Source organism: Martinezella miluonensis (assembly GCF_900094545.1).
Classification (GTDB): domain Bacteria; phylum Pseudomonadota; class Alphaproteobacteria; order Rhizobiales; family Rhizobiaceae; genus Rhizobium; species Rhizobium miluonense.
The window spans coordinates 104709-125846 of record NZ_FMAH01000008.1 but is presented as its reverse complement, the minus strand read 5'-3'; the positions used below and the strand labels follow the sequence as shown (position 1 = coordinate 125846).

The following is a 21138-nucleotide window of genomic DNA, read 5'->3' as shown; positions in this document are numbered from 1 at the left end:
ACGTTGGCGGGATTTTTACATTGTCCGAATGCAACGGGCGGCATGGGTTTTTCGGCTTAAAGCGCACCTAATATCCGCTGAAGCAACAGCTCACCCCTTACTTCACCGCGATCACGACTTTGCCCTTGGCTCGACCGGTTTCCACGTAGACCAATGCCTCGTTGACATTCTCGAACGGAAAGACCCGATCTACGACGGGCCGCAGGGCTCCTGCTTCTATCAAAGACGCGATCTGCCCAAGCTGCTCTCCGTTCGCCGTCATGAAAAGGAACGAGTAGCCGACCCCATGACGCCTTGATTTCCTCCGGATGCCGGAGCTTAGCAGGCGCATGACCTGCTGAAGCAGCCAGCCTGAACCATTCTCCCTGGCAAACTCGGGATCCGGCGGACCGGAGATCGAGATGAGCTTTCCTCCTGGCTTCAACACTCGGAGTGATTTCTCCAACGTATCCTTGCCTAGGCTGTTCAGCACAACGTCGTAACCTTTCAAGACCTTCTCGAAATCGTCCTTCTTGTAGTCGACGACAACATCTGCTCCAAGGTTCTTGACGAGATCGACATTGGCTGTGCTCGTCGTCGTCGCCACATGCGCACCGATATACTTGGCGAGCTGGATGGCAATCGTCCCCACGCCGCCCGAGCCGGCATGGATCAGAACCTTCTGCCCCTTCTTCAAACCGCCTCGCTCGACAAGTACCTGCCAGGCCGTCAAGGCGACGAGGGGTAGCGATGCCGCCTCTTCCATCGTCAGATTTTTAGGCTTCATCGCCACATCAGCCTCGTTCATGGCGATGAACTCAGCAAAGGCGCCGATGCGATCCTGGCCCGGACGGGCATAGACCTCGTCCCCCGGCTTGAAGTGCCGGACTTTGGATCCGACCCGGACGACGACACCCGCTACATCGTTGCCGAGAATCAGCGGCAGGCGGTACGGCAGGATGAGCTTGAACTCCCCGTCCCTGATCTTGGCATCCAAGAGGTTCACGCTGGCAGCGTGAACCTCTACCAACACGTCGTTATCCCGCAAGTCCGGCGCGGGACTTTCGCCGAGCCGCAGAGCACCACCTTTCGCATAGCGATCGATCAGAAATGCTTTCATGAGAACTAGCTTTCGTTTCTGAGATTGCGACAATCAGGGGCTCAGGCGGGAAGCCGATTGAATTTGCGAAGATTCTTGTCGACGAATGATTCGGGCAGAAAACGACGTATGAAGCGGACCTGGCCTGCCGCCCTTCCTGCCGTGTAACGTCTTTTCGGCGATGTCACGTTGGCCGCTTTGACGACCGTGGCGGCAACCACTTCCGGTGCGTCTCCCGTCTCGACGATCTCTCGCATCAGCTTTTCCGCATCGGCGCGAACGGTGTCGTAAACGGTAAGCGGCTGATCCGCGCGCGTAAGATTCTCTTCAAAAGAGGTGCGGGTGACACCAGGCTCGACCAGCACGACGCGAATGCCTTGCGTTCGCACCTCATGGTCGAGCGATTCCGAATAGCCCTCGATCGCGTGCTTGGTCGATGCGTAGAGGGCATTGAAGGGGGCTGGGATGAGTCCAAGAATGGAGCTCAGATTGATGATCCTGCCTTTTCGCTGGCGTCTCATCACAGGCAATACCGCATTCGTCAGACGCACGATGCCGAAGACATTCACGTCAAACAAAGCCTTTGCCTGCGCGGCGGAAGATTCCTCTGCACCACCGAGCAACCCGATCCCAGCATTGTTGACCAGAAGATCAACTCGCCCTGCGCGGATCAGAACATCATCAACCGCACTTTGCACGGATCCTTCGTCGGTGACGTCGCAGACCAGCATCACTACGCCATCGGAGGTGTCGGCCATCGGTTTCCGGCTGGTTCCGAACACCCGGTAACCGTCGCGGCTCAGTGCCTGTGCCGTCGCCAGCCCAATGCCGGAAGAAGCGCCCGTAACCAGGGCGACGCCGCGTTCTGTCTTGCTCATCTGTCACAGCTTTCATTCTGTCGTGGAACACCAATGGAAATTATGTTACTATCGTTTCGAAACTAAGTCACTATCAAAAAGATACTAACATGCAAAATCTTTCAGACCAGCCGTGCCTGATCGCCCGCAGCCTCGCGCTGGTGGGGGACGCATGGAGCATGCTGATCCTGCGGGACGCCCATGCCGGGCTCACCCGTTTCGATGAGTTCCGCAAGAGCCTCAGCATCGCTCCTACGATCCTGACTCGTCGGCTTGCCGCGCTCACGGAAGATGGACTGCTGGAGAGGCGGCGATATTCGGAGCGACCACCGCGAGAGGAATATGTGCTGACTGCAGCGGGCCGGGACTTCCTGCCTGTGCTTTTCGCGATTGGAGCGTGGGGGCGAAAGCACCGCAATACAGATGGCGTAACCCGGTTCTTCGACGCCGAGACCGGAACGGAGATTGATCCCGTCATGATCGACCGTGCAACGGGCGCTCCGATCGGCACACGGCGAATTCGCATCGCTGCACCCGAATGAGCCACATCACGCGAAATGTGCCGGAAGCCTTTATCTTAGGAGCAGAGCCCAATCGGCTCAAAACTGTCGCCAGCTATCCGAACTGCGGAAATGACCGGCGATAACGACGATGGAATAATGGAGTTTCAACGGCCTTCCATCGGCTCAAATTGCTCAATCAAAATCGATCGCGTGCAGCTGGCTCCCGTGGCGCTTCAGCCAGGCCTTGGCCTCGTCCATATCGGGGCAGAGCTTGCGGCAGAGCGCCCAGAAGCGCGGGCCGTGGTTCATTTCTCTTAGGTGCGCCACCTCATGGGCGGCGAGATAATCGATCACCAGCGGCGGCGCCATGACGATGCGCCAGGAGAAGCTCAGATTTCCTTGTGAAGAGCATGAACCCCAGCGGCTGCGGGTATCCTTCATGGTGATGGAAGAGACGGTGGCGCGGATTGTCCTGGCGTGCGCCGCCACGAGCTTTTCCAGATCGGCGCGGGCTTCCTTCTTCAGGAAGGTCGCAATGCGGCGACCGGCATGTTCCGGCAGGCCGCTGACGCGCAGCACTGGCAGCCCGTCCAAGGTCACCACTTCGGTCAGACCACGCAGGGTGCCGGTATGTTCGATCCGGTGGCGCATGCCGCGCAGAAGGATTTCGCTGCCACCACGCAGGCTGCTGTCTGTTGTAAACTTCGCCAGTTTGGTCAGAAGCCAGCCCTGGTGCCGGTCCAGGAAGGCATTGACCTCATGGGCGGCAAGACCGCGCGGAATGGTCATCTTCAGCGCCCGTCCGCCAGGTTCGATCCTAAGCGTGATCCGCGTCGCCTGCTCATGCTGGCGAATGGTCAACGGCATCAGTCGGCCAGCGATGTCCAAGGTGCGCGTTTCCGGCGCGGGTGGCTTGGCTGGAGGTCTGCGGGATCTGGACAGAAGCGGAAACATGGAGGCAGTTTTATACGATTCGGGCTGATATCTGGCAAAGAAAAACCGGCATCGTCCGATGCCGGTTTCGACTATATGACGCGGTTGCTCTCGCAGCCCATCACGGCGTCTGGAATTCGGTCGGCGAGCCGCCATTGTCATTGCGCTTGACGCTGTTGCGCTCGCGCATGAAACGGTCGAACTCCTCCTGGTCCTTGGCGCGGCGCAGCTCGCGGGCATAGGCGTCGAACTCGGCGCGCATTTCGTCCAGCTTGCGGCGTTCCTGCTCGAGGCGCTCAAGCTCTGCCCGGCGCCAGTCGTCGAAGGCGACGTTGCCGGTGGAGTAGGAATGGCGATAGCGATTACGATGGCGACCGCATCCGGCAAACATGCCGTCGGTCTTGTCGTTCACATCCCGTTTGAACTCCCGCAAACGTTCCCCGAAGAGAATATAGGCGAGCATGGCGAAGCCGAGGGGCCAGAAGACCACGAAGCCTAGTACCATCAGGGCAATAGTAGCCGGAGTCCAATCCGGGCGAAGCAATGCAGATTGGTTCATTGTCAGGTATCCTCGCACGGCGCACCGCCCTCCGACCGATACCGATCGACGGAAAGGTTTCTGCGCGGTTTTTAAAGCTCTACCTGCATCTCAGCGCGTTCCAAGGACGCGCGGCGCGGTAAACGGCCCGATCTCTGCGGTACCGCTGGAATCGAGATGGTAACCTCTTCGTGAGGCTTCAATGGCATCGCCGAGCGGAATCGGACAAGTGTTTGAATCCGCCCGGATAATTCAACAAAAGCTAATCTTTTGCGCTGCTAGGACGCCATTTGATTTTGCATGATCTCATCCAAAAACCGCTTCGCGCTTTTTGGGATCATGCTTATCAGGCTGATTTTCCACCCTTGATGACCCGCTTGACGACCGGTCGGCCAGTGCGGGCATGCTCGCGCGTGAAGGCCAGAATGCGCGGCGCGATCTCGCGGCGGAAGCGCGAGCCGTTGAAGACGCCGTAGTGACCGACATCCGGCTGCAGATAGTGCATGCGCATATGGTCGGGAATGTTGGTGCAGATGGTCTGCGCCGCATGCGTCTGGCCGACGCCGGAGATATCGTCGTTCTCGCCTTCGACAGTCAGAAGCGCGACGTTGCGGATGGCGGTGGGATCGACGCGCTGGCCGCGATGCATAAGCTCGCCCTTGGGCAGCGCGTGTTTGATGAACACCTGATCGACTGTCTGCAAATAGAATTCCGCCGTCAGATCCATGACGGCCAGATATTCGTCGTAGAAATCGCGGTGCTTCTCGGCCGGCTCACCGTCATTCTTGACGAGATGCACGAAGAAATCCTTGTGGGCGATCATATGGCGGTCGAGGTTCATCGACATGAAGCCGGAAAGCTGCAGGAAGCCGGGATAGACCGGGCGCATGAAGCCCGGCTGCGGCCAAGGCACGTTCATGACGACATTGTCGGCAAACCATTCCAGCGGCTTGTCCTTGGCGAGCTGGTTGACCGCGGTCGGATTGATGCGCGTGTCGATCGGCCCCCCCATCAGCGTCATCGACGAGGGCGCGAGACGATCGCCCGCCGCTTCCATGACGGCAGCGGCCGCCAGAACCGGCACCGACGGCTGACACACGGCGACGACATGCGTGTCCGGCCCAAGGTGATGCAGCATCTCGATGACGTAATCGATGTAATCTTCCAGATCGAAAGTACCGTCGGTCATCGGCACCATGCGAGCGTCGATCCAGTCGGTGATGTAGACGTCAGCACCCGGCAGAAGGGCTTCGACGGTGCCGCGCAGCAGCGTGGCATAGTGACCCGACATCGGCGCGACGATCAGGATGCGCGGATCCGTGCCGTGGCCGGCTGGCAGGCTGCGCTCGAAATGGATGAGATTGCAGAAGGGCTTCTTCCAGACGATCTTCTCATACACGGATACCGGCTTACCCTCGATCAGCGTCTCATTGAGCCCGAATTCCGGCTTGCCGTAGCGCCTTGTCGTGCGCTCGAAAACCTCGAGGCTTGCCGTCAACGTGCGGCCGAACACCGTGTGCGAGAGGGGATTAAGCGGATTGGCATAGGCCAGACGCATCATGTCGGCCACGGCGCGAAAAGGTGCGAGAGCGGCGTGATTGAGTTCATAAAACTGATAAAACATGGGTGGCTTTGCCTTTCGTGATGCGGGTACGCAACCTCGCAAATCACCTCGTCATTGAAATGCACGCGCCTCGCGTGTCGGTGCTTTCACTGCAGCGCTCCTCCAGTCACGCCATGCAGACGGATGATCACGGCTCCTCGGGCGCGATCCTCATCCTTTAAGCTCTTATTATCCAACCTAGCAGCTTTTGCTGCAGAGCAACATAACCGCGGACAGTTCTTTCTGTAAAAAAATGCCGGAGAATCGCTTCTCCGGCATCAACATTGATCTCAAAAAGTTAAAGTTCCTGAGCCGTACATCTTATGCGTCGGCCAGGAAGGTCTGGCGCTGCGTGCCGAGGCCTTCCATGCCAAGCTCGACGACATCGCCCGGCTTCAAATACTGCGGCGGCTTCATGCCCATGCCGACGCCGGGAGGCGTGCCGGTGGAGATGACGTCGCCCGGATGCAGCGACATGAACTGGCTGAGATAGGAGACCAGGTAGGCAACGCCATAGACCATGGTCTTGGTCGAGCCGTTCTGCATCGTCTTGCCGTTGACCTTGAGCCACATGCCGAGATTCTGCGGATCGGCGATCTCGTCCTTGGTGACGAGCCAGGGGCCGATCGGGCCAAAGGTGTCGCAGGATTTGCCCTTGGTCCACTGTCCCGAACGCTCGGTCTGGAAGGCGCGCTCGGAGACGTCGTGGGAAACGCAGTAACCGGCGACATAGTCAAGCGCATCGGCTTCGCTGACATATTTCGCTTTTTTGCCGATGACGACGCCGAGCTCGACTTCCCAATCGGTCTTTTCCGATCCGCGCGGGATCAGCACATTGTCGTTCGGGCCGACGATGGCGGAACTTGCCTTCATGAAGATGATCGGCTCCGGCGGCACCGTAGCGCCGGTTTCGGCAGCATGGTCGGAGAAGTTCAGGCCGATGCAGATGAACTTGCCGGTGCCGGCAACGCAAGCGCCGAGGCGACTTTCCGCCAGTTCGGGCAAGCTCTTGGGATCGAGGGCCGCGATCTTTGCAAGACCTGCCGGCGAAATGGCCTCGCCGCCGATGTCGGCGACGTGGGCGGAGAGATCGCGGATCTTGCCGTCGCTATCGAGAAGCGCCGGCTTCTCCCTGCCGACTTCGCCAACACGCAACAATTTCATGGATTTTCCTTCCCTGCATTTTCAAAGATGAGATTGGCTTTACCATATATGAACGAATTATTCACCAGTGTCACCAATCGATTTCGAAGAGCATAACACGTCCCGCCTTGCGGCACCGGAACAACAGCTTTTCTAGGACGATGGCAACGATCTGGCGATTTCGACGATGACGTCGAAAGCCGTATCGATATCATCAGCCGTCGCCTCGAACTGACCAGCCTGGAAACGAATGACGAACCGACCGCCGACGCGGGTCTGTGTCAGGTAGATTCGACCGTCATTGTTGATCGCCGTGATCAGGCGCTGCGTATGCTCCTCCTGATCGACACCGGCGGGTGCCTTGTGATCGAAAGAGAACAGCGACAGGAACGGTTGCGTCACGATCTCAAAGTCTGGTTCGTCGGCAAGACGCTTAGCCAGATTCTGCGACCAGGCGACATGGTTGCGGATCATCGTCCGCAGTCCTTCCAGCCCGTGATAACGCAGGAGGAACCAGAGCTTCAGCGCACGGAAGCGGCGGCCGAGCGGCACGGACCATTCCGAATAGTTGATGATGCCGTCATGGCCATGAGTGCGCAGATATTCCGGCTGGATCGCGAGCGTCCGCACAAGCGCGTCCGGCTCGCGAACGAACTGGACAGAACAATCGAACTGAGCGCCAAGCCACTTATGCGGGTTGAAGACGACGGAATCGGCCCGCTCGACACCCTGCCAGAGCTCGCGGAATTCCGGGCAGATCATCGCCGAACCGGCCCAGGCGGCGTCCACATGCACGTAGAGCCCGTTTGCATGCGCGACATCGACAACCGCGGCAATGTCATCGCAAGCGCCGACACTGGTGCCGCCAACGCAGGCAATCACGCCGGCCGGCAGCAGCCCGGCTGCGCGGTCGCGCGCTATCGCGGCGACAAGCGCCTGCGGGTCCATGGCGTTGCTGGGGCCACCCGAGGGAATGCGCACCAGATTTTCGCCGCCGACACCGGCAATCCAGATGGCGCGATCAATCGAGGTGTGAACCTGATCGGTGGAATAGATGCGCACAGCCTTGTTGGCTGCAAGCCCGCCGCTGTTGCCCTGCCAGTTCAGTGCTCTCTCGCGCATCACGAGAACGGCCGCAAGTGTTGCTGTCGACGCCGAATCCTGTATGACGCCGGTGAAGCTCTCCGGCAGGCCGAGGGCTTGGCGCAGCCAGTCGACCACCTTGGTTTCCAATTCGGTGGCGGACGGTGATGTCTGCCAGAGCATACACTGGGCGGCGATGGCGCTGACCAGATATTCGGCGATCACCGAGACCGGCGCCGCATTGGCAGGGAAATAAGCAAAGAAGCGCGGATGCTGCCAATGCGTCATCCCGGGAACAAGGATATCCTCAAAATCCTTGAAGATATCCTCCATGGCTTCGCCGGATTCCGGTGGAGAATCAGCGATATGCGCGGATATTTCTCCCGGCACCATCTTCGCCCGTACCGGCCTGTCCCGAAGCGACGCGCGATAATCCACGCCCCAATTTGCCGCCTTCTCCGACCACTGCCGGAACTCTTCCCAATTCATGACGGTCCTCCCCGCTCTATCGAACGAGGCGGACCTTAGACCGGTTTTCGCATATGGTCGAGTATCAGAACAGCTCGTCGAGAGCGGGCCCGAGCGGCACGATACCGGCCGGATTGAGCGACGTTATCGAGTAATAACCGCGCTTGATGTGATCGAAGCTGACTGTCTCTGCAATCCCCGGCCAATCAAGCATGCGACGGCAGAAGGACTGGAGATTGGCATAGTCGGAGAGGCGGCGAAGATTGCATTTAAACAGGCCATGATAGGCGACATCGAAGCGGACGAGGGTGACGAACAGCCTGATATCGCTTTCAGTGGGATGATTGGCAAAGAGGAAGTCCCTGCCCTCCAGCTCCGCCTCCACCCAATCGAGGCAGTTGAATACCTCGTTGAAAGCTTCCTCGTAGGCGATCTGCGTCGTGGCAAAGCCGGCACGATAGACGCCGTTGTTGAGGGCGGGATAGATCCGGGCATTGAAACGGTCGATATCTTCCCGTTTGCCCGCCGGGTAAAGATCGATGTCATTGCGGGCGAGATCGCCGAAGCCGTCATTCAGCATCCGCAGGATATCGGATGACTCGTTGTTGACGATCGTGCCGGTCTGCTTGTCCCAGAGCACCGGCACGGTGGCACGGCCGGTGAAGGCCGGATCGGCCTTCGTATAAATCTCGTGCATGTAGGTGACGCCATTGACGGCGTCATTCGTAGCGCCCGGATAATCGCCAAAGCGCCAGCCATGCTTGGACAGCACCGGCTCAACGATGGAAACAGAAATGGCCTCTTTCAGGCCCTTGAGCTTGCGCCCGATGAGGGTGCGCGACGCCCAGGGGCAGATCAGCGCAACATAAAGGTGATAACGGCCGGCTTCCGCTTTGAAACCGCCCTCGCCCGTTGAACCTGCCCGGCCATCGGGCGTGACCCAATTGCGAAAGCTCGACGTCTGGCGAACGAAGCCGCCCTTCTCATCCTTGGCCTGGACCGGCTGCCAATCTTCTGTCCATTTCCCGTTTACCAGCAAGCTTCCGTCTCCGCGCGCGTTTCTTCTTGCTCACAGCATAGCGGAACAGAATTTCACTGGAATAACGCAAACTTGAAACAGACTGTCTACCTGGCGCGTGCGGATACGGCTATGTATGAAAACCTGCAGCTTATGATCAAGTTCACTGGAGCATCCCATGGCGAAATCCGTTTCTACGGTCAGAACCGATCATGCCAGCCGCTATCTGCAGCAACTCTGCAAGCACTGGAGCCACAAATTTGAGGTGGAATTCAACGAAACCGCCGGCAAGGTGCCGTTCAGCCCTGAGACATCTCTAGAATTGGCAGCGGACGCCACCAACTTGATCCTGACCTTGAATGTCGAGAAGTCCGAAGATCTTGAGCGCATGCAAAATGTCGTCGCCGATCATCTGAAGCGCTTCGCCTTCCGTGAAGAACTCGACTTCGTCTGGATCGCCGACGCGAGCGCCGCGTAAGCCACCCTTCAGTTTATCAGCCGCCCACGATCTCATTTTCCAAGATCGGCAACCGGCCCCCTCTAGCGAAAGAAGCCCCCAATGACATCAAGCAACAGCCGCGAATCCCAATACCCCATCGACAAGCTTTTTCTCGACCGCTGGTCACCCCGCGCCTATTCCAACGAGAGTATGCCGGAAGCCGATCTGTTGACCATCCTGGAAGCAGCGCATTGGGCACCATCCGCCTCGAACCTGCAGCCCTGGCGCTTCCTTTACGCCCTTCGCGGCTCGGAGCACTGGGACAAGTTCCTGAGCGTCCTGGTCGAGTTCAACCAAGGCTGGGTAAAGTCCGCATCCGCGCTGCTTTTCGTCATTTCCCGCACCCACAATGGCGAGCTTGGCTCGGCCGAACAGAAGCCCAGCTATAGCCATTCCTTCGATGCAGGCGCGGCCTGGGGCTTCCTGGCAGTCCAGGCACATCTAGCCGGCTACGAAGCGCACGGCATGACCGGTTTCCACGTCGAAAAGTCCTATGAAGTCCTCGGCATCCCCGACGGCTTCCGCGTCGAAGCAGCCGTTGCGATCGGCAAGGTCGGCGACAAGAACCAGCTTCCGGAAAAGCTGCGCGAGCGCGAAGTGCCAAGCCAGCGCAAGCCGCTTTCGGAACTCGCCTTTAACGGCACCTTCATCGCCAAGTAATTGGATATAAATAGAAAAGGCCCGCCTGGAGCATCCGGGCGGGCCTTTTTCTTTTTTTGGCAATAGAACTTTTCTTGCTTCTTTACGCGTTCCGGACGGAAAACTGCTGCGCACTTTTCCTGGAAATGCTCCAGATCAGATGTCGAGATTGGCGACGTTCAGCGCATTGTCCTGAATGAACTCGCGCCGTGGCTCGACTTCGTCGCCCATCAACCGGGCGAACAAGCCATCGGCATCCGTCGCATCGTTGACCCTCACCTGCAGCAGCGTGCGGACATTCGGATCGAGCGTCGTTTCCCAAAGCTGCTCGGCATTCATTTCGCCGAGACCCTTGTAGCGCTGCATGGTCAGGCCCTTGCGGCCAGCGGTGAAGATCGTTTCCAACAGCTTGCGCGGCCCGGAAACCTCGGTTTCGCCATCACGGCGTACGAGCTTCGGCGGCACGACGTAGGTCTCCTTAAGGCGGACGCCGAGCTGGTCGATGAGGCGTGCATCCTGGGAACCGATCAGCGCCATGTCGAGAAGGATGACTTCCTTGACGCCGCGGACCGTGCGCTCGAAACGCAGACCACCCTCACCCGTCACGACGCCGCTCCAGCCGCGCTCGGTTTCCTCGGCGATGAGGTCGAGCCGCTTGGCGACGTCATCCACCAGAACAGCCGCCCGCGCCTGATCGCTGACCAGCTCGGCATTGAGCGCGCCGGCGATCGCCGCCTGCTCGACGACATCGCGATTGTAGCGCGAATGCAGATTGTCGATCAGCGTACGCAGACGCAGAGCATCGGAAATAACCTCGCGCAGATCCTGTCCCGCGCGTACTTCACCGCTGCCAAGCCGGAGGCTGGCATCGTCGAGGCCTTGCGCGATCAGATATTCTTCCAGCGCCTTCTCGTCCTTCAGATATTGCACCGACTTGCCGCGCGCCACCTTATAAAGCGGTGGCTGGGCGATATAGAGATGGCCGCGTTCGATGAGGTCAGGCATCTGGCGGAAGAAGAAGGTGAGCAGCAGCGTACGGATATGGGCACCGTCGACGTCTGCATCCGTCATGATAATGATCTTGTGATAACGCAGCTTGTCGGCGTTAAACTCGTCCTTGCCGATGCCGGTGCCGAGCGCGGTGATCAGCGTGCCGATTTCCTGGCTCGACAGCATCTTGTCGAAGCGTGCACGCTCGACGTTTAGGATCTTGCCGCGCAGCGGCAGGATCGCCTGGTTTTCGCGTGAACGGCCCTGCTTGGCAGAGCCGCCTGCCGAGTCACCCTCGACGAGGAAGACTTCGGACTTGGCTGGATCGCGCTCGGAGCAATCGGCGAGCTTGCCCGGCAGCGATGCGATATCAAGCGCACCCTTGCGGCGGGTCAGTTCACGCGCCCTGCGGGCCGCCTCGCGAGCGGCTGCGGCCTCCACGACCTTGCCGACCAGCACCTTGGCTTCAGACGGATGTTCTTCGAGCCAGGTGCTGAGCGCTTCGTTGACGAGGCTTTCCACGACCGGGCGAACTTCGGAGGAAACCAGCTTGTCCTTGGTTTGCGAAGAGAACTTCGGGTCGGGAACCTTGACCGACAGCACGGCAGTCAGGCCTTCGCGGCAATCATCACCCGTCAGCGTCACCTTTTCCTTCTTGGTGATGCCAGATGACTCGCCGTAGGAGGTGATCTGGCGCGTCAGAGCCGCGCGGAAGCCGGCCATATGCGTGCCGCCGTCGCGCTGCGGGATATTGTTGGTGAAGCAGAGGACGTTTTCGTGGTAGCTGTCGTTCCACCACATCGCGACTTCGACCGTGATGCCGTCCTTCTCGCTGCGGATCGACACCGGCTTCTGAACCAGCGGCTTCTTGGCGCGATCGAGGTAGGCGACGAAGGCTTCCAGGCCGCCGTCATAGAGCATCTCTTCCTGCCTGACGTCGGAATGACGCTTATCGGTCAAAAGGATGCGGACGCCGGAATTCAGGAAGGCCAGTTCGCGCAGGCGATGTTCCAGCGTGCTGTAATCGAACTCCGTCATGGTGAATGTTTCGGAGCTCGGCATGAAGCTCACTTCCGTGCCGGTCGCATTGCCGGCATCGCCCGTTTGCTTCAGCGGCGCGTCGGCAACGCCATGGGTGAAGCTCATTTCATGGACATTGCCCTGGCGGCGGATCTTCAGCTTCAACCAGACGGACAGCGCGTTGACGACGGAAACGCCGACGCCATGCAGACCGCCGGAGACCTTATAGGAATTCTGGTCGAATTTGCCGCCGGCATGCAGCTGGGTCATGATGACCTCGGCGGCGGAAACGCCTTCGCCGGTGTGGATATCAGTCGGGATGCCGCGGCCGTTGTCGGTAACCGTGACCGAACCATCGGGATTAAGGGTAACCGTGACGATATCGGCATGACCGGCCAAAGCCTCGTCAATGGCGTTGTCGACAACTTCGTAGACCATATGATGCAGGCCGGAACCGTCATCCGTATCACCGATATACATGCCGGGACGCTTGCGCACGGCATCAAGGCCTTTGAGAACCTTGATGCTGTCTGCGCCATATTCGGCGCTACCGCCGTTTTCGGTTACGGATGTATCGGTCATTTATTGAAGTCTTTCCAGTGTTTAGAGAATCTCGCCGATCGCGGCCGAATCAGCGGTTTTTCTTTCCCTGAATATAGGATGTTTCACCCCGAACTTCCAAATGGAAGGCCCCGAAGTCAGGCATAAAGCAGGGGATTAAGGCGCTTTTCAGCCGGTTTTCCCGCCATTTTCGAGAACGCGATCTAGCTCTCGGATCGTTGCGGCGTCAAGGTTACGAATCTTGCCCGCCAAGCGGTTGACAAAGGCCGTGTATTCGGGCGCAAGCCCCGATGTATCGACGACGATGCGCGGATCGGAAAATCGTGCCAGCAGGAACAACTCCTCGGCCTCATCCCAGATAATGTTGAAATATCCGGCGATACGCTGCAGCAGATCGAAGGTCGGCGTGCCGCGCTTTCCGTGTTCTAAGGCGGATAAATAAGCCGGAGTCACATTCAGCGCGGCGGCCATCTGCTTCTGCGAGACGCCCTTGCGCAATCTCAGCTTTCGTACCGCTTCGCCGAAGGGGGTCATGGCTTCTCCCCCTTTGCGCGCGCGAGGCGAATATAGAGCGCGCCGTCGCCGCCATGGTGCTGAGCCGCAGTCTCGTAGGAGGAAATCAGGAAACGGAATTCCGGCTTGGAAAACCAGAGCGGCACGGCACGCTTGAGGGCGCCTTCGCTGCCCATGGAGCTACCCTTGCCGGTAATGACCAGCACATGCCGGAGACCGCGACCATGCGCTCGCAGAAGGAAATCCAGAAGCATGCCATGCGCCTCGCTCTGGATCAGACCGTGAAGATCGATGCGCGCTTCCAGCGCCAGCCGACCCTTGGCGATCTTGCGCTTGACGGGACGTTCCAGCGGATGATGGCGGCCAGCGGGCTGCTTTGCGGGTGCCGAAGCTTCCTGCGCCTCCGAGGTGACGGGCGCTATCTTTGCCTTTGCGACGCGGACACTTTCCTCGCCTTCGGCTTCAGCCGCCAGCGCCGCTTCGAAAGCCTCGACATCCGCCATGCGGCCTGGCATGGGGCGCGTGCTTTTGGCAACCTTGCCCCAGAGGATGCGGTCCTCCGTGCTGAGCTTACGCTCCTTGTCCTTTCGTTCCGGGGCCATCAGCCAAACCTTCGCGCTGCCGCCTTTGGAATGAGTATATAAAAATCGGCGTCGTTGCGCACGGTGCCGGCAAGCTCCCCGGCATCATAGCCCGAACCGGTAAAGATATCGCCGCGCGCCGGTCCGACGATCGCCGAGCCGGTGTCGAGCGCCAGCATCAGCCGGGCGAACGGCTTGCCGTCATCGAGATGCTTCAGGCTTTCCGAGCGGATGAAGAATGGGAAACCGAAGGTATGGATCAGCCGGTCGACCGCCAGCGAACGACCGGCTACCAAGGGCACCTTGGCGGCCGCGATCGGGCCGAGGGTCTCATCGCTAACATCGGCCTCGCGGAAGAAAATGTAAGAGCGATTGTGCGAGAGGACTTCGTCGACCTGCTCCGGATGGGCATAAAGCCAGTCGCGGATCGTTTGCATGGAGATCGTTGCGCGGTCGAGCAAGCCACGGTCGATCAGCAAACGGCCCACCGCCGAGAAGGAATGCCCGGCCTTGGCAGCATAGGTGATGCGACCAAGCTGCCCATCCGGATAGCGCAGACGGGCAGCACCCTGCACATGCACGAAGAAGACATCGACCTTGGATTTCGCCCAGGCAATTTCCAGGTCCTTGCCTTCAAGGTAGCCGCGATCGATCTCGCCACGGTCCGGATAGGCTGAAATCGCCCCGTCGCGGAGGCGTCCGAACATATAGGACGGATCGAGATCCACCGGCCGGTTGCTATCGTCCAGATCGATCAGATCGTCCGGCCGCCGATAGAACGGATAGCGATAGGTTTCATCCTGTATGGCCGAGACCTCAATCTCCGGCTCAAAGAATGCCGTCACGAAACCATTTCCGCCATCGCCGCGACGGATGAAGAAGGGCTGGCAATGCTCTTCGAAGAAGGCGCGGGCCTCGGCCGCATCTTGCGGCTCGCTTCCTTCCGCCTCATCAAGCAGCGTCAGGAGATCCTCGGCCGTCAGCCCGGCTGTGCCGGTGCGATAGGGCTTCACATTGCGGATATGGGTCCGACAGTCCCTCATAGCGCGAAAAAGGCTGGAAGGATCGTCGTCCTTCCAGCCCTTCAGATCGGCGAAGGTTGCCGGCTCCAGCCTGAATTCCTGCGATGGGCTCGTCATTGTTCGGATTCGGTCGCCACAAGTTTCCAGTTCGGATCGCGGGAACGCGTATCGCGGGCAAAGGTCCAGAGATCGCTGATCTCCGCCACAGCCTCCGCATCGCCATCGATCAGTGCACCGGCCTTGTCATAGGTGGCCGAGATCATCTGGCTGACGATGCGCATGGTGACGAAAGCTTCGGTCCCCTTCACCTCGGCAGTGACGATATCGGCCTTGTCGATGCCGACGAAGGTCGACTTGACCTTCTCGCCCTTGCCTTCGCGATCGGCGATGGCTGCGTCGAAGCCTTCATAAACTTCGCGGGACAAAAGCCCCTTCAAAGATTTGCGGTCGCCGTCGGCGAAGGCAATGACGATCATCTCGTAGGCCGTGCGAGCGCCATTGACGAATTCCTTCGGGTTGAAGGAAGAATCGGCCTTGCTGACTTCGCGCAGCGAATTATTCAGCTGAGTGCCGGCCGGCGTGAAGGCGTCCACGGCTGCAAAACGATCTTCCTCTTCGGTCGCATCGCGGCGCGGCAAGGTCACCACCTTGCCTGCATCCGGCGGCGTCGGGCCGTTTGCCGGATCAGCGGAGCCATAGAGATCGCGCGGCGGCTTCTCGTTTCCCGTGCGGCGACCAAGGACACTGCGCAACTGAAAGAAGATCAGCACCGCCGCCACCAGGAAAAAGATCGTCACAAAGTCGTTTGCACCCATCTCGTATTGGAACCACCGTTAAAATTAAAGTTTCAATCCCCATATAGTCCGCATCGATCTATCATTCAAATAGCGGACCAGTTTCTTTATTATATGCGAGAAACCAACGCTTACGCGAAGAAACCCGCTTTCAGGACCACCGTAACATGCGCCTATCACTTCTTCCTATCTTCGTTTTCCTGATGCCTCTGGCTGAAATTGCCGGATTCATCATCGTCGGAAAGATGATCGGCGTCTGGGCGACACTGGGGCTCGTCATCCTCAGCGTACTGCTCGGTGCCGTTCTGCTAAGAATTCAGGGTATCGGCATCCTGCAGCGCATCTCGGCCGAAAGCCGCAATGGCGGCGACCCCGGCCGCGAGATGGTGCATGGCGCCATGATCGTCGTCGCCGCTTTCTTCCTGATGCTGCCCGGTTTCATCTCCGATCTCATCGGCCTCTTGCTTTTCATTCCGGCCGTACGCGATCTTGCCTGGACGATGCTGCGTAAACGCATCATTATCGTCGGCAATTCCCGCGCCTTTCGACGCGGACAGTATCCCGGCGGCGGCCCGCAGGGGCGACCGCAAAAGCCTGGAACGGTGGTCGATCTCGACGAAAGCGATTTCCATCGCGAGCCAAACCGCAAGTCGCCCTGGTCGGATCAGAAGCGGCTCGAGGACTAGGGCCGCAGCCTCAAGGCGGCAGGGCATAAGGGTTGTGCACCCCTATTCGAAATGCTAGATGGCGACACCCATCGAGACGTGAGAGGACACCCCCATGGCCAACGAGAACAGCGGAAACGGTGCAGCCAGCCCGAGCCTTAGCATCCTTGCTCAGTACACCAAGGATCTTTCCTTCGAAAATCCGGGTGCTCCGCGCTCGCTTCAGGCCAGGGAAAATGCTCCGGACATCAACATCAATGTCAACGTCAACGCCAACCCGTTGTCGGACGAGGATTTCGACGTCGTTCTGACGCTGAACGCCGAAGCCAAGGACGGCGAGCGCGTTCTCTTCCACACCGAGCTGGTTTATGGCGGCGTCTTCCGTGTTACCGGCTTCCCCCAGGAACACATGCTGCCGCTGCTCTTCATCGAGTGCCCGCGCTTGCTGTTCCCCTTCGCCCGTCAGATCATTGCCGACGTCACCCGCAATGGTGGCTTCCCGCCGCTGATGATCGACCCGATCGATTTCGCGCAGATGTTCACGCAGCGTATGGCCGAAGAACAGGCCCGCGCCCAGGTCTCGGCCGTTCCGAACTAAGTCTGAATTTTTCCACCCTGGAAACGAAAATGCCCGGATCACAGTCCGGGCATTTTCTTTTATGCGCTTAGGAAAGCACCCTATTCGGACACGCTATATTTGGACCAGATTCCCTTCGCGCCGAGCTTGGCGACCAGCGCCGAATGGGCGGCGAGTTCTTCATCGCTCAACCGACTAGGCAGCTGATTGGGCCGCGCAAGAACATCGGCAACGACATCCGCCGCTTCATCGCTTTGGCGCGAACGCGCCGACGAACCGTTGGCGCTGCCAAGACCAAGCGCGGTCTGACGGCCGCCGATCATCTCGATATAGACTTCGGCCAGTAGTTCGGAGTCGAGCAACGCTCCGTGCTTGGTGCGATGCGAATTGTCGATGCCGTAGCGGCGGCAGAGCGCATCCAGCGAATTTGGACCCATGGGGTGCTTGCGCCGGGCCATCGCCAGCGTGTCGATCACCATATCCGGCAGGATCGGCGGCCGGCCGAGCCTTGCGAACTCCGCATTGACGAAGCCCATATCGAAGGTGGCGTTGTGCGCGATCCATTTGGCATCGCCGAAGAATTCGAGAATTTGATCCGCAACGGTTTCGAAGGGCGGTTTGTCCTTCAGCGATTCATCGGTAATACCGTGGACGGCTAGCGCATCCGGATGGACCTTTCGGTCGCCGGGATTGATGAAGAGATGCAGTGTCTTGCCGGTCGGGAAATGGTTGATGAGCTCGATGCCGCCGATTTCGATGATACGGTCCGCCCTGTTGTCGAGGCCTGTGGTTTCCGTATCGAAAATGATTTCGCGCATGTAGTGCTCCGCCTTCCTATTTCTTGCTCTGCTGCTTGCGTCGCAGATCCGCGATGATCTCTCGCACCTGTTCGCCAGCCGCCTCGATGCTTCCACCCGTATCGATGATGTAATCGGCACGCGCCCGCTTTTCCGCATCCGGGGTCTGGCGGGAGAGAATCATATTGAATTTTTCCTTCGTCATGCCCGGCCGGGCAAGCACTCTTTCTCTTTGAATCTGTGGATCACAGCTGACGACAACGATCTTGTCCAGCCTCGTTTCCGCACCGGTTTCAAACAGCAGCGGGATATCGAGCACGATCATATCAGCGCCGGCCTGCCGGTAACGTTCGAGAAACTGGTGTTCGCGTTCGCGCACGAGCGGATGAACAATGGCTTCGAGCCGCTTGAAACCGGAGGGATCGCTCGTAAGCTTTCGGCTGAGCTCCTGCCGGTCGACCTTGCCGTCACTGGTCGAGCCTGGAAAAGCTGCCTCGACCAGCGGAACCGCTTCGCCGCTATAGAGATCATGGACGACAGCATCGGAATCATTCACCGGGATTCCAGCTTCGGCGAAGAGTTTCGCCGAGGTCGACTTTCCCATGCCGATCGATCCTGTCAGCCCGATCCTGATCATATCAGTGCTTTTCCATGTCGGCGATGATCAAAGCTCTCAAGGTTTCATCGACCACTGGGCGCCGTCCGAACCATTTTTCGAACCCCGGCACGGCCTGATGCAGCAGCATGCCAAGACCATCGACGATGGCAAAGCCCTGCTCCTCGGCCTGAGCCAGAAGCGGCGTTTTCAGCGGCACATATACAATGTCGGTAACGACGGCGCCTTGCACAAGAGGTGAGAAGTCGATCCAGGGTGCCGCTTCGCCATCCATGCCGAGCGACGTCGTATTGATGAACAGGCCGACGCCTTGCATGACCTCGCCGAGCGCCGCCATCGGATGGGCATGAACGCGTTCGCCAAAACGATCGGCCAATTCCTGCGCCCGCTCCACCGTGCGATTGACCACATGGATTTCCTTGAAGCCGCGGTCGCGAACCGCCTGGATAATAGCGCGGCTTGCGCCCCCTGCTCCGAGGATCAGAGCGCGATCACCGCGATCCCAGCCGGGATGGCGCTCGTCGAGGTTCGCCGTGAAACCGCGGCCGTCGGTATTGGTCGCGTGAAGGACCCCGTCCTGAAGCCATAGCGTGTTGGAAGCACCGAGCTCTTCCGAAAGGGCATCCGGCCGATCCGCCAGTTTGAACGCCGCTTCCTTATGAGGGATGGTGACATTGCCGCCAACGAAGCCGCTGGTGTCATCTTTCAGCGAGGCAATGAAAGAAGCAAACTCCTCCACGGAAACTTCATGGGCGCGATAACTGCCAGCCAAATCGAGCTGCCGCAGCCAGTAGCCGTGGATCAAAGGCGAGCGGGAATGCTTGACCGGGTAGCCCGTGACAAACGCTTTCGGCCCTTGTGTTTCACGTGAATCATCCATCGATCGCTCCCAACTCGCGCAGTTTTTCAAGAAGCGGCACCATCGGCAATCCGACGATCGTGAAATAGTCGCCGTCGATCTTGGAGAAGAGCTGGATACCCTCCCCCTCGAGTTGATAGGCGCCGACGCTCGACAATGCCTTCTCGCCGACGCGGCTGAGATGCCGATGAATGAAATCGGTCGACAGCGCGCGCATCGTCAGATTGGCGTGTGACACATGCTCCCAGATGATATCGCCGTTGCGCGCCAGGGCGATAGCGCTGTTCAAACGGTGGGTCTGCGCCGACAAGGTCTTTAAATGATTTTCGGCGTCGGCGATGGACTTCGGCTTGTGGAAGACCTCGCTGCCGAGAGACATGGTCTGATCCGAGCCGATGATCAGCGAGCCCGGAAAGCGATCGCTCACCTCTTTGGCCTTCGCCTTGGCCAGCACCAGTGCTACCGCATCTGGGCTGGCGCCAGTGTGCTCCAGCGGCGCCTCGATGGCACGCTCGTCAATATTGGCGGCGATGGCCTGGAAATGCAGTCCTGCATTCTCCATCAGCATCCGGCGAAACGGGCTGGACGACGCAAGGATAAGGGGCAAGGTCATGACATCTGCCTCTGAGATTATGATGTGCAGCGCTTAACGCAGCTTGGGGCGCAGGGCAACAATGGCCGCAGCAGTCTCTTCGATCGAACGGCGTGTGACGTCGATGATCGGCCAATTGTGCCGCGCGCAAAGCGAGCGCGCATATTTCAGCTCTTCGGAGATGGCGGCACGATCGGTGTAGTCGCCACGATCGAAGCCGGGCGTCGCGCCGAGGATACGGTTTTCGCGCACCTGAGAAATGCGATCGGTCGTTGCCACCAGTCCGACGATCAACGGTCTCGTCGCCCTCGCCAGGCTTTCCGGCAAAGGCACGCCATGAACGATCGGGATGTTGGCGGTCTTGATGCCGCGATTGGCGAGATAGATGCTGGTCGGCGTTTTCGAGGTACGGCTAATACCGATGATGACGACATCGGCATCATCGTAGTCGTCGGGCATCTGCCCGTCATCGTGATCCATGGTGAAGTTCAGCGCTTCGATGCGAGCAAAATAGTCCGCATTCATCACATGCTGTGCACCCACCCGGCGGCGCGAGGCTGTACCGAGGTAAGTCTGAAAAACATTCATGACCGGTTCGAGCACATTCACGCAGGGCACGCCCATATCCCGGCAACGCTCGGCAATGAAATCTGCTAGCTCGCGATCGACGATCGTATAGAGGACGATGCCCGGGCTGTGATCGATCGCCTCCAGAACGGGCAGCAGCTGCTTACGGTTTCGAATCAGTGGATAGACGTGCTCGATCGGCTGTGTGGCGTGGAATTGCACGGAAGCAGCCCGGCCGGCGGAGATGAGAGTCTCTCCTGTTGAGTCAGAAATCAGGTGCAGATGAAAGAAGCTCGTTCGGTTTTCCACGCTACTTTCCATCGCCTGTTGATATCTCGGGAGAAAAGAGAGGTACGAGAACCGGCCTATCCAGGGCAAGTGGAAAACCGCCGAGTTTTCCACATTTGGAATTTTCGCGAGACGGCTTTCGCGGTGGCTGTGGGCAATGTGGACAAATTGAACTGAGGTCGAGAGCTCCCCAGCTTATCCCCAGGCGGGGTCAAAGCGAAGCCTCCGACAAGCCATTCAAAAGATTGAAAGATCCTGTTCTCTTTCCACATATCCATTGATGACACCGATTTGTTTGCCCGTTTGCCGTCAAGCCGCGACAAATTGGACAGGT

23 protein-coding genes are annotated in these 21138 nt (G+C 59.0%); 5 read left to right on the top strand and 18 right to left on the bottom strand.

What is annotated here, in order from left to right; all coding sequences use genetic code 11:
* Positions 1 to 97: 97 nt before the first annotated feature.
* Positions 98 to 1099 carry an NADP-dependent oxidoreductase gene (locus GA0061102_RS10265; RefSeq protein WP_092846522.1) on the bottom strand — a complete coding sequence of 334 codons (1002 nt, stop codon included), beginning with the start codon at positions 1097 to 1099 and terminating at the stop codon, positions 98 to 100.
* A 41-nt stretch (positions 1100 to 1140) separates the two neighbouring features.
* Positions 1141 to 1956 (bottom strand): oxidoreductase, encoded by an 816-nt coding sequence (locus GA0061102_RS10260; protein ID WP_092846520.1) that lies wholly within the window; start codon positions 1954 to 1956, stop codon positions 1141 to 1143.
* 89 nt (positions 1957 to 2045) lie between these two features.
* Here GA0061102_RS10260 and GA0061102_RS10255 point away from each other — a divergent pair, with 89 nt between their 5' ends.
* On the top strand, positions 2046 to 2477 hold the full coding sequence (locus GA0061102_RS10255) for a winged helix-turn-helix transcriptional regulator (protein WP_092846518.1): 432 nt from the start codon (positions 2046 to 2048) through the stop codon (positions 2475 to 2477).
* Between the two features lie 153 nt (positions 2478 to 2630).
* Here GA0061102_RS10255 and GA0061102_RS10250 read toward each other — a convergent pair whose 3' ends face one another.
* The 6 genes from GA0061102_RS10250 to GA0061102_RS10225 form a co-directional block, all read right to left on the bottom strand.
* Entirely contained in the window at positions 2631 to 3392 is a 762-nt protein-coding gene (locus tag GA0061102_RS10250) for a M48 family metallopeptidase (RefSeq protein WP_092846516.1), read from the bottom strand.
* Between the two features lie 100 nt (positions 3393 to 3492).
* A complete protein-coding gene (locus tag GA0061102_RS10245; protein ID WP_092846514.1) occupies positions 3493 to 3930 on the bottom strand; it encodes a DUF2852 domain-containing protein in 438 nt (145 codons plus the stop codon).
* 325 nt (positions 3931 to 4255) lie between these two features.
* Positions 4256 to 5533: a polyhydroxyalkanoate depolymerase gene (locus tag GA0061102_RS10240; RefSeq protein WP_092846512.1), complete on the bottom strand. Its 1278-nt coding sequence runs from the start codon at positions 5531 to 5533 to the stop codon at positions 4256 to 4258.
* A gap of 300 nt (positions 5534 to 5833) precedes the next feature.
* A complete protein-coding gene (locus tag GA0061102_RS10235; RefSeq protein ID WP_092846510.1) occupies positions 5834 to 6676 on the bottom strand; it encodes a fumarylacetoacetate hydrolase family protein in 843 nt (280 codons plus the stop codon).
* Between the two features lie 132 nt (positions 6677 to 6808).
* Positions 6809 to 8227, bottom strand: a complete 1419-nt coding sequence (locus GA0061102_RS10230) for a pyridoxal phosphate-dependent decarboxylase family protein (RefSeq protein ID WP_092846508.1) — start codon at positions 8225 to 8227, stop codon at positions 6809 to 6811.
* A 64-nt stretch (positions 8228 to 8291) separates the two neighbouring features.
* Entirely contained in the window at positions 8292 to 9245 is a 954-nt protein-coding gene (locus GA0061102_RS10225; protein ID WP_092846506.1) for a glutathione S-transferase family protein, read from the bottom strand.
* 157 nt (positions 9246 to 9402) lie between these two features.
* On the opposite strand from GA0061102_RS10225, the gene GA0061102_RS10220 reads away from it, so the two are divergent.
* Both GA0061102_RS10220 and GA0061102_RS10215 read left to right on the top strand, forming a co-directional pair.
* Positions 9403 to 9702: a DUF2218 domain-containing protein gene (locus GA0061102_RS10220; protein WP_092846504.1), complete on the top strand. Its 300-nt coding sequence runs from the start codon at positions 9403 to 9405 to the stop codon at positions 9700 to 9702.
* Between the two features lie 81 nt (positions 9703 to 9783).
* A complete protein-coding gene (locus GA0061102_RS10215) occupies positions 9784 to 10383 on the top strand; it encodes a nitroreductase family protein (protein WP_092846502.1) in 600 nt (199 codons plus the stop codon).
* 135 nt (positions 10384 to 10518) lie between these two features.
* Here the strand turns inward: GA0061102_RS10215 and gyrB are convergent, their stop codons facing one another.
* The 5 genes from gyrB to GA0061102_RS10190 all read right to left on the bottom strand — a co-directional run bounded on the left by gyrB (position 10519) and on the right by GA0061102_RS10190 (position 15864).
* On the bottom strand, positions 10519 to 12954 hold the full coding sequence (gyrB, locus tag GA0061102_RS10210; RefSeq protein WP_092846500.1) for a DNA topoisomerase (ATP-hydrolyzing) subunit B: 2436 nt from the start codon (positions 12952 to 12954) through the stop codon (positions 10519 to 10521).
* Between the two features lie 147 nt (positions 12955 to 13101).
* Positions 13102 to 13467, bottom strand: coding sequence for a helix-turn-helix domain-containing protein (locus GA0061102_RS10205; protein ID WP_092846498.1), 366 nt, complete (start codon positions 13465 to 13467; stop codon positions 13102 to 13104).
* Positions 13464 to 14048: a Smr/MutS family protein gene (locus GA0061102_RS10200; RefSeq protein WP_092846496.1), complete on the bottom strand. Its 585-nt coding sequence runs from the start codon at positions 14046 to 14048 to the stop codon at positions 13464 to 13466. Before GA0061102_RS10200 ends, GA0061102_RS10205 begins: the two co-directional genes overlap by 4 nt.
* Complete coding sequence (gene mltA / locus GA0061102_RS10195; protein ID WP_092846494.1) at positions 14048 to 15166, bottom strand: murein transglycosylase A; 1119 nt, start codon at positions 15164 to 15166, stop codon at positions 14048 to 14050. The genes GA0061102_RS10200 and mltA overlap by 1 nt, the downstream gene beginning before the upstream one ends.
* Positions 15163 to 15864, bottom strand: a complete 702-nt coding sequence (locus GA0061102_RS10190) for a Tim44/TimA family putative adaptor protein (RefSeq protein ID WP_092846492.1) — start codon at positions 15862 to 15864, stop codon at positions 15163 to 15165. Before GA0061102_RS10190 ends, mltA begins: the two co-directional genes overlap by 4 nt.
* 146 nt (positions 15865 to 16010) lie before the next feature.
* Here GA0061102_RS10190 and GA0061102_RS10185 point away from each other — a divergent pair, with 146 nt between their 5' ends.
* Both GA0061102_RS10185 and secB read left to right on the top strand, forming a co-directional pair.
* On the top strand, positions 16011 to 16529 hold the full coding sequence (locus GA0061102_RS10185; protein WP_092846490.1) for an FxsA family protein: 519 nt from the start codon (positions 16011 to 16013) through the stop codon (positions 16527 to 16529).
* A gap of 94 nt (positions 16530 to 16623) precedes the next feature.
* Positions 16624 to 17106, top strand: a complete 483-nt coding sequence (gene secB, locus GA0061102_RS10180; RefSeq protein WP_004127443.1) for a protein-export chaperone SecB — start codon at positions 16624 to 16626, stop codon at positions 17104 to 17106.
* 80 nt (positions 17107 to 17186) lie between these two features.
* Here secB and dnaQ read toward each other — a convergent pair whose 3' ends face one another.
* Genes dnaQ through GA0061102_RS10155 form a run of 5 tightly spaced genes read right to left on the bottom strand, consistent with a single transcriptional unit; the run spans position 17187 to position 20825 of the window.
* A complete protein-coding gene (dnaQ, locus tag GA0061102_RS10175; protein WP_092846488.1) occupies positions 17187 to 17903 on the bottom strand; it encodes a DNA polymerase III subunit epsilon in 717 nt (238 codons plus the stop codon).
* Between the two features lie 16 nt (positions 17904 to 17919).
* Positions 17920 to 18519 (bottom strand): dephospho-CoA kinase, encoded by a 600-nt coding sequence (coaE, locus tag GA0061102_RS10170; RefSeq protein ID WP_092846486.1) that lies wholly within the window; start codon positions 18517 to 18519, stop codon positions 17920 to 17922.
* 1 nt (position 18520) lies between these two features.
* On the bottom strand, positions 18521 to 19378 hold the full coding sequence (locus GA0061102_RS10165) for a shikimate dehydrogenase (protein WP_092846484.1): 858 nt from the start codon (positions 19376 to 19378) through the stop codon (positions 18521 to 18523).
* A complete protein-coding gene (locus tag GA0061102_RS10160) occupies positions 19371 to 19970 on the bottom strand; it encodes a Maf-like protein (protein ID WP_092846482.1) in 600 nt (199 codons plus the stop codon). The genes GA0061102_RS10165 and GA0061102_RS10160 overlap by 8 nt, the downstream gene beginning before the upstream one ends.
* Positions 19971 to 20003: 33 nt before the next feature.
* On the bottom strand, positions 20004 to 20825 hold the full coding sequence (locus GA0061102_RS10155; RefSeq protein ID WP_092846480.1) for a pyruvate, water dikinase regulatory protein: 822 nt from the start codon (positions 20823 to 20825) through the stop codon (positions 20004 to 20006).
* Between the last annotated feature and the right edge of the window lie 313 nt (positions 20826 to 21138).

Coding starts and splice junctions, on each gene's coding strand:
- GA0061102_RS10250 (WP_092846516.1), bottom strand. CDS start 3,392: ATGTTTCCGCTTCTGTCCAGATCCCGCAGACCTCCAGCCAAGCCACCC.
- GA0061102_RS10260 (WP_092846520.1), bottom strand. CDS start 1,956: ATGAGCAAGACAGAACGCGGCGTCGCCCTGGTTACGGGCGCTTCTTCC.
- GA0061102_RS10220 (WP_092846504.1), top strand. CDS start 9,403: ATGGCGAAATCCGTTTCTACGGTCAGAACCGATCATGCCAGCCGCTAT.
- gyrB (WP_092846500.1), bottom strand. CDS start 12,954: ATGACCGATACATCCGTAACCGAAAACGGCGGTAGCGCCGAATATGGC.
- secB (WP_004127443.1), top strand. CDS start 16,624: ATGGCCAACGAGAACAGCGGAAACGGTGCAGCCAGCCCGAGCCTTAGC.
- GA0061102_RS10215 (WP_092846502.1), top strand. CDS start 9,784: ATGACATCAAGCAACAGCCGCGAATCCCAATACCCCATCGACAAGCTT.
- GA0061102_RS10230 (WP_092846508.1), bottom strand. CDS start 8,227: ATGAATTGGGAAGAGTTCCGGCAGTGGTCGGAGAAGGCGGCAAATTGG.
- GA0061102_RS10165 (WP_092846484.1), bottom strand. CDS start 19,378: ATGGATGATTCACGTGAAACACAAGGGCCGAAAGCGTTTGTCACGGGC.
- dnaQ (WP_092846488.1), bottom strand. CDS start 17,903: ATGCGCGAAATCATTTTCGATACGGAAACCACAGGCCTCGACAACAGG.
- GA0061102_RS10240 (WP_092846512.1), bottom strand. CDS start 5,533: ATGTTTTATCAGTTTTATGAACTCAATCACGCCGCTCTCGCACCTTTT.
- GA0061102_RS10160 (WP_092846482.1), bottom strand. CDS start 19,970: ATGACCTTGCCCCTTATCCTTGCGTCGTCCAGCCCGTTTCGCCGGATG.
- GA0061102_RS10235 (WP_092846510.1), bottom strand. CDS start 6,676: ATGAAATTGTTGCGTGTTGGCGAAGTCGGCAGGGAGAAGCCGGCGCTT.
- GA0061102_RS10185 (WP_092846490.1), top strand. CDS start 16,011: ATGCGCCTATCACTTCTTCCTATCTTCGTTTTCCTGATGCCTCTGGCT.
- GA0061102_RS10200 (WP_092846496.1), bottom strand. CDS start 14,048: ATGGCCCCGGAACGAAAGGACAAGGAGCGTAAGCTCAGCACGGAGGAC.
- GA0061102_RS10265 (WP_092846522.1), bottom strand. CDS start 1,099: ATGAAAGCATTTCTGATCGATCGCTATGCGAAAGGTGGTGCTCTGCGG.
- GA0061102_RS10205 (WP_092846498.1), bottom strand. CDS start 13,467: ATGACCCCCTTCGGCGAAGCGGTACGAAAGCTGAGATTGCGCAAGGGC.
- GA0061102_RS10255 (WP_092846518.1), top strand. CDS start 2,046: ATGCAAAATCTTTCAGACCAGCCGTGCCTGATCGCCCGCAGCCTCGCG.
- coaE (WP_092846486.1), bottom strand. CDS start 18,519: ATGATCAGGATCGGGCTGACAGGATCGATCGGCATGGGAAAGTCGACC.
- GA0061102_RS10245 (WP_092846514.1), bottom strand. CDS start 3,930: ATGAACCAATCTGCATTGCTTCGCCCGGATTGGACTCCGGCTACTATT.
- mltA (WP_092846494.1), bottom strand. CDS start 15,166: ATGACGAGCCCATCGCAGGAATTCAGGCTGGAGCCGGCAACCTTCGCC.
- GA0061102_RS10190 (WP_092846492.1), bottom strand. CDS start 15,864: ATGGGTGCAAACGACTTTGTGACGATCTTTTTCCTGGTGGCGGCGGTG.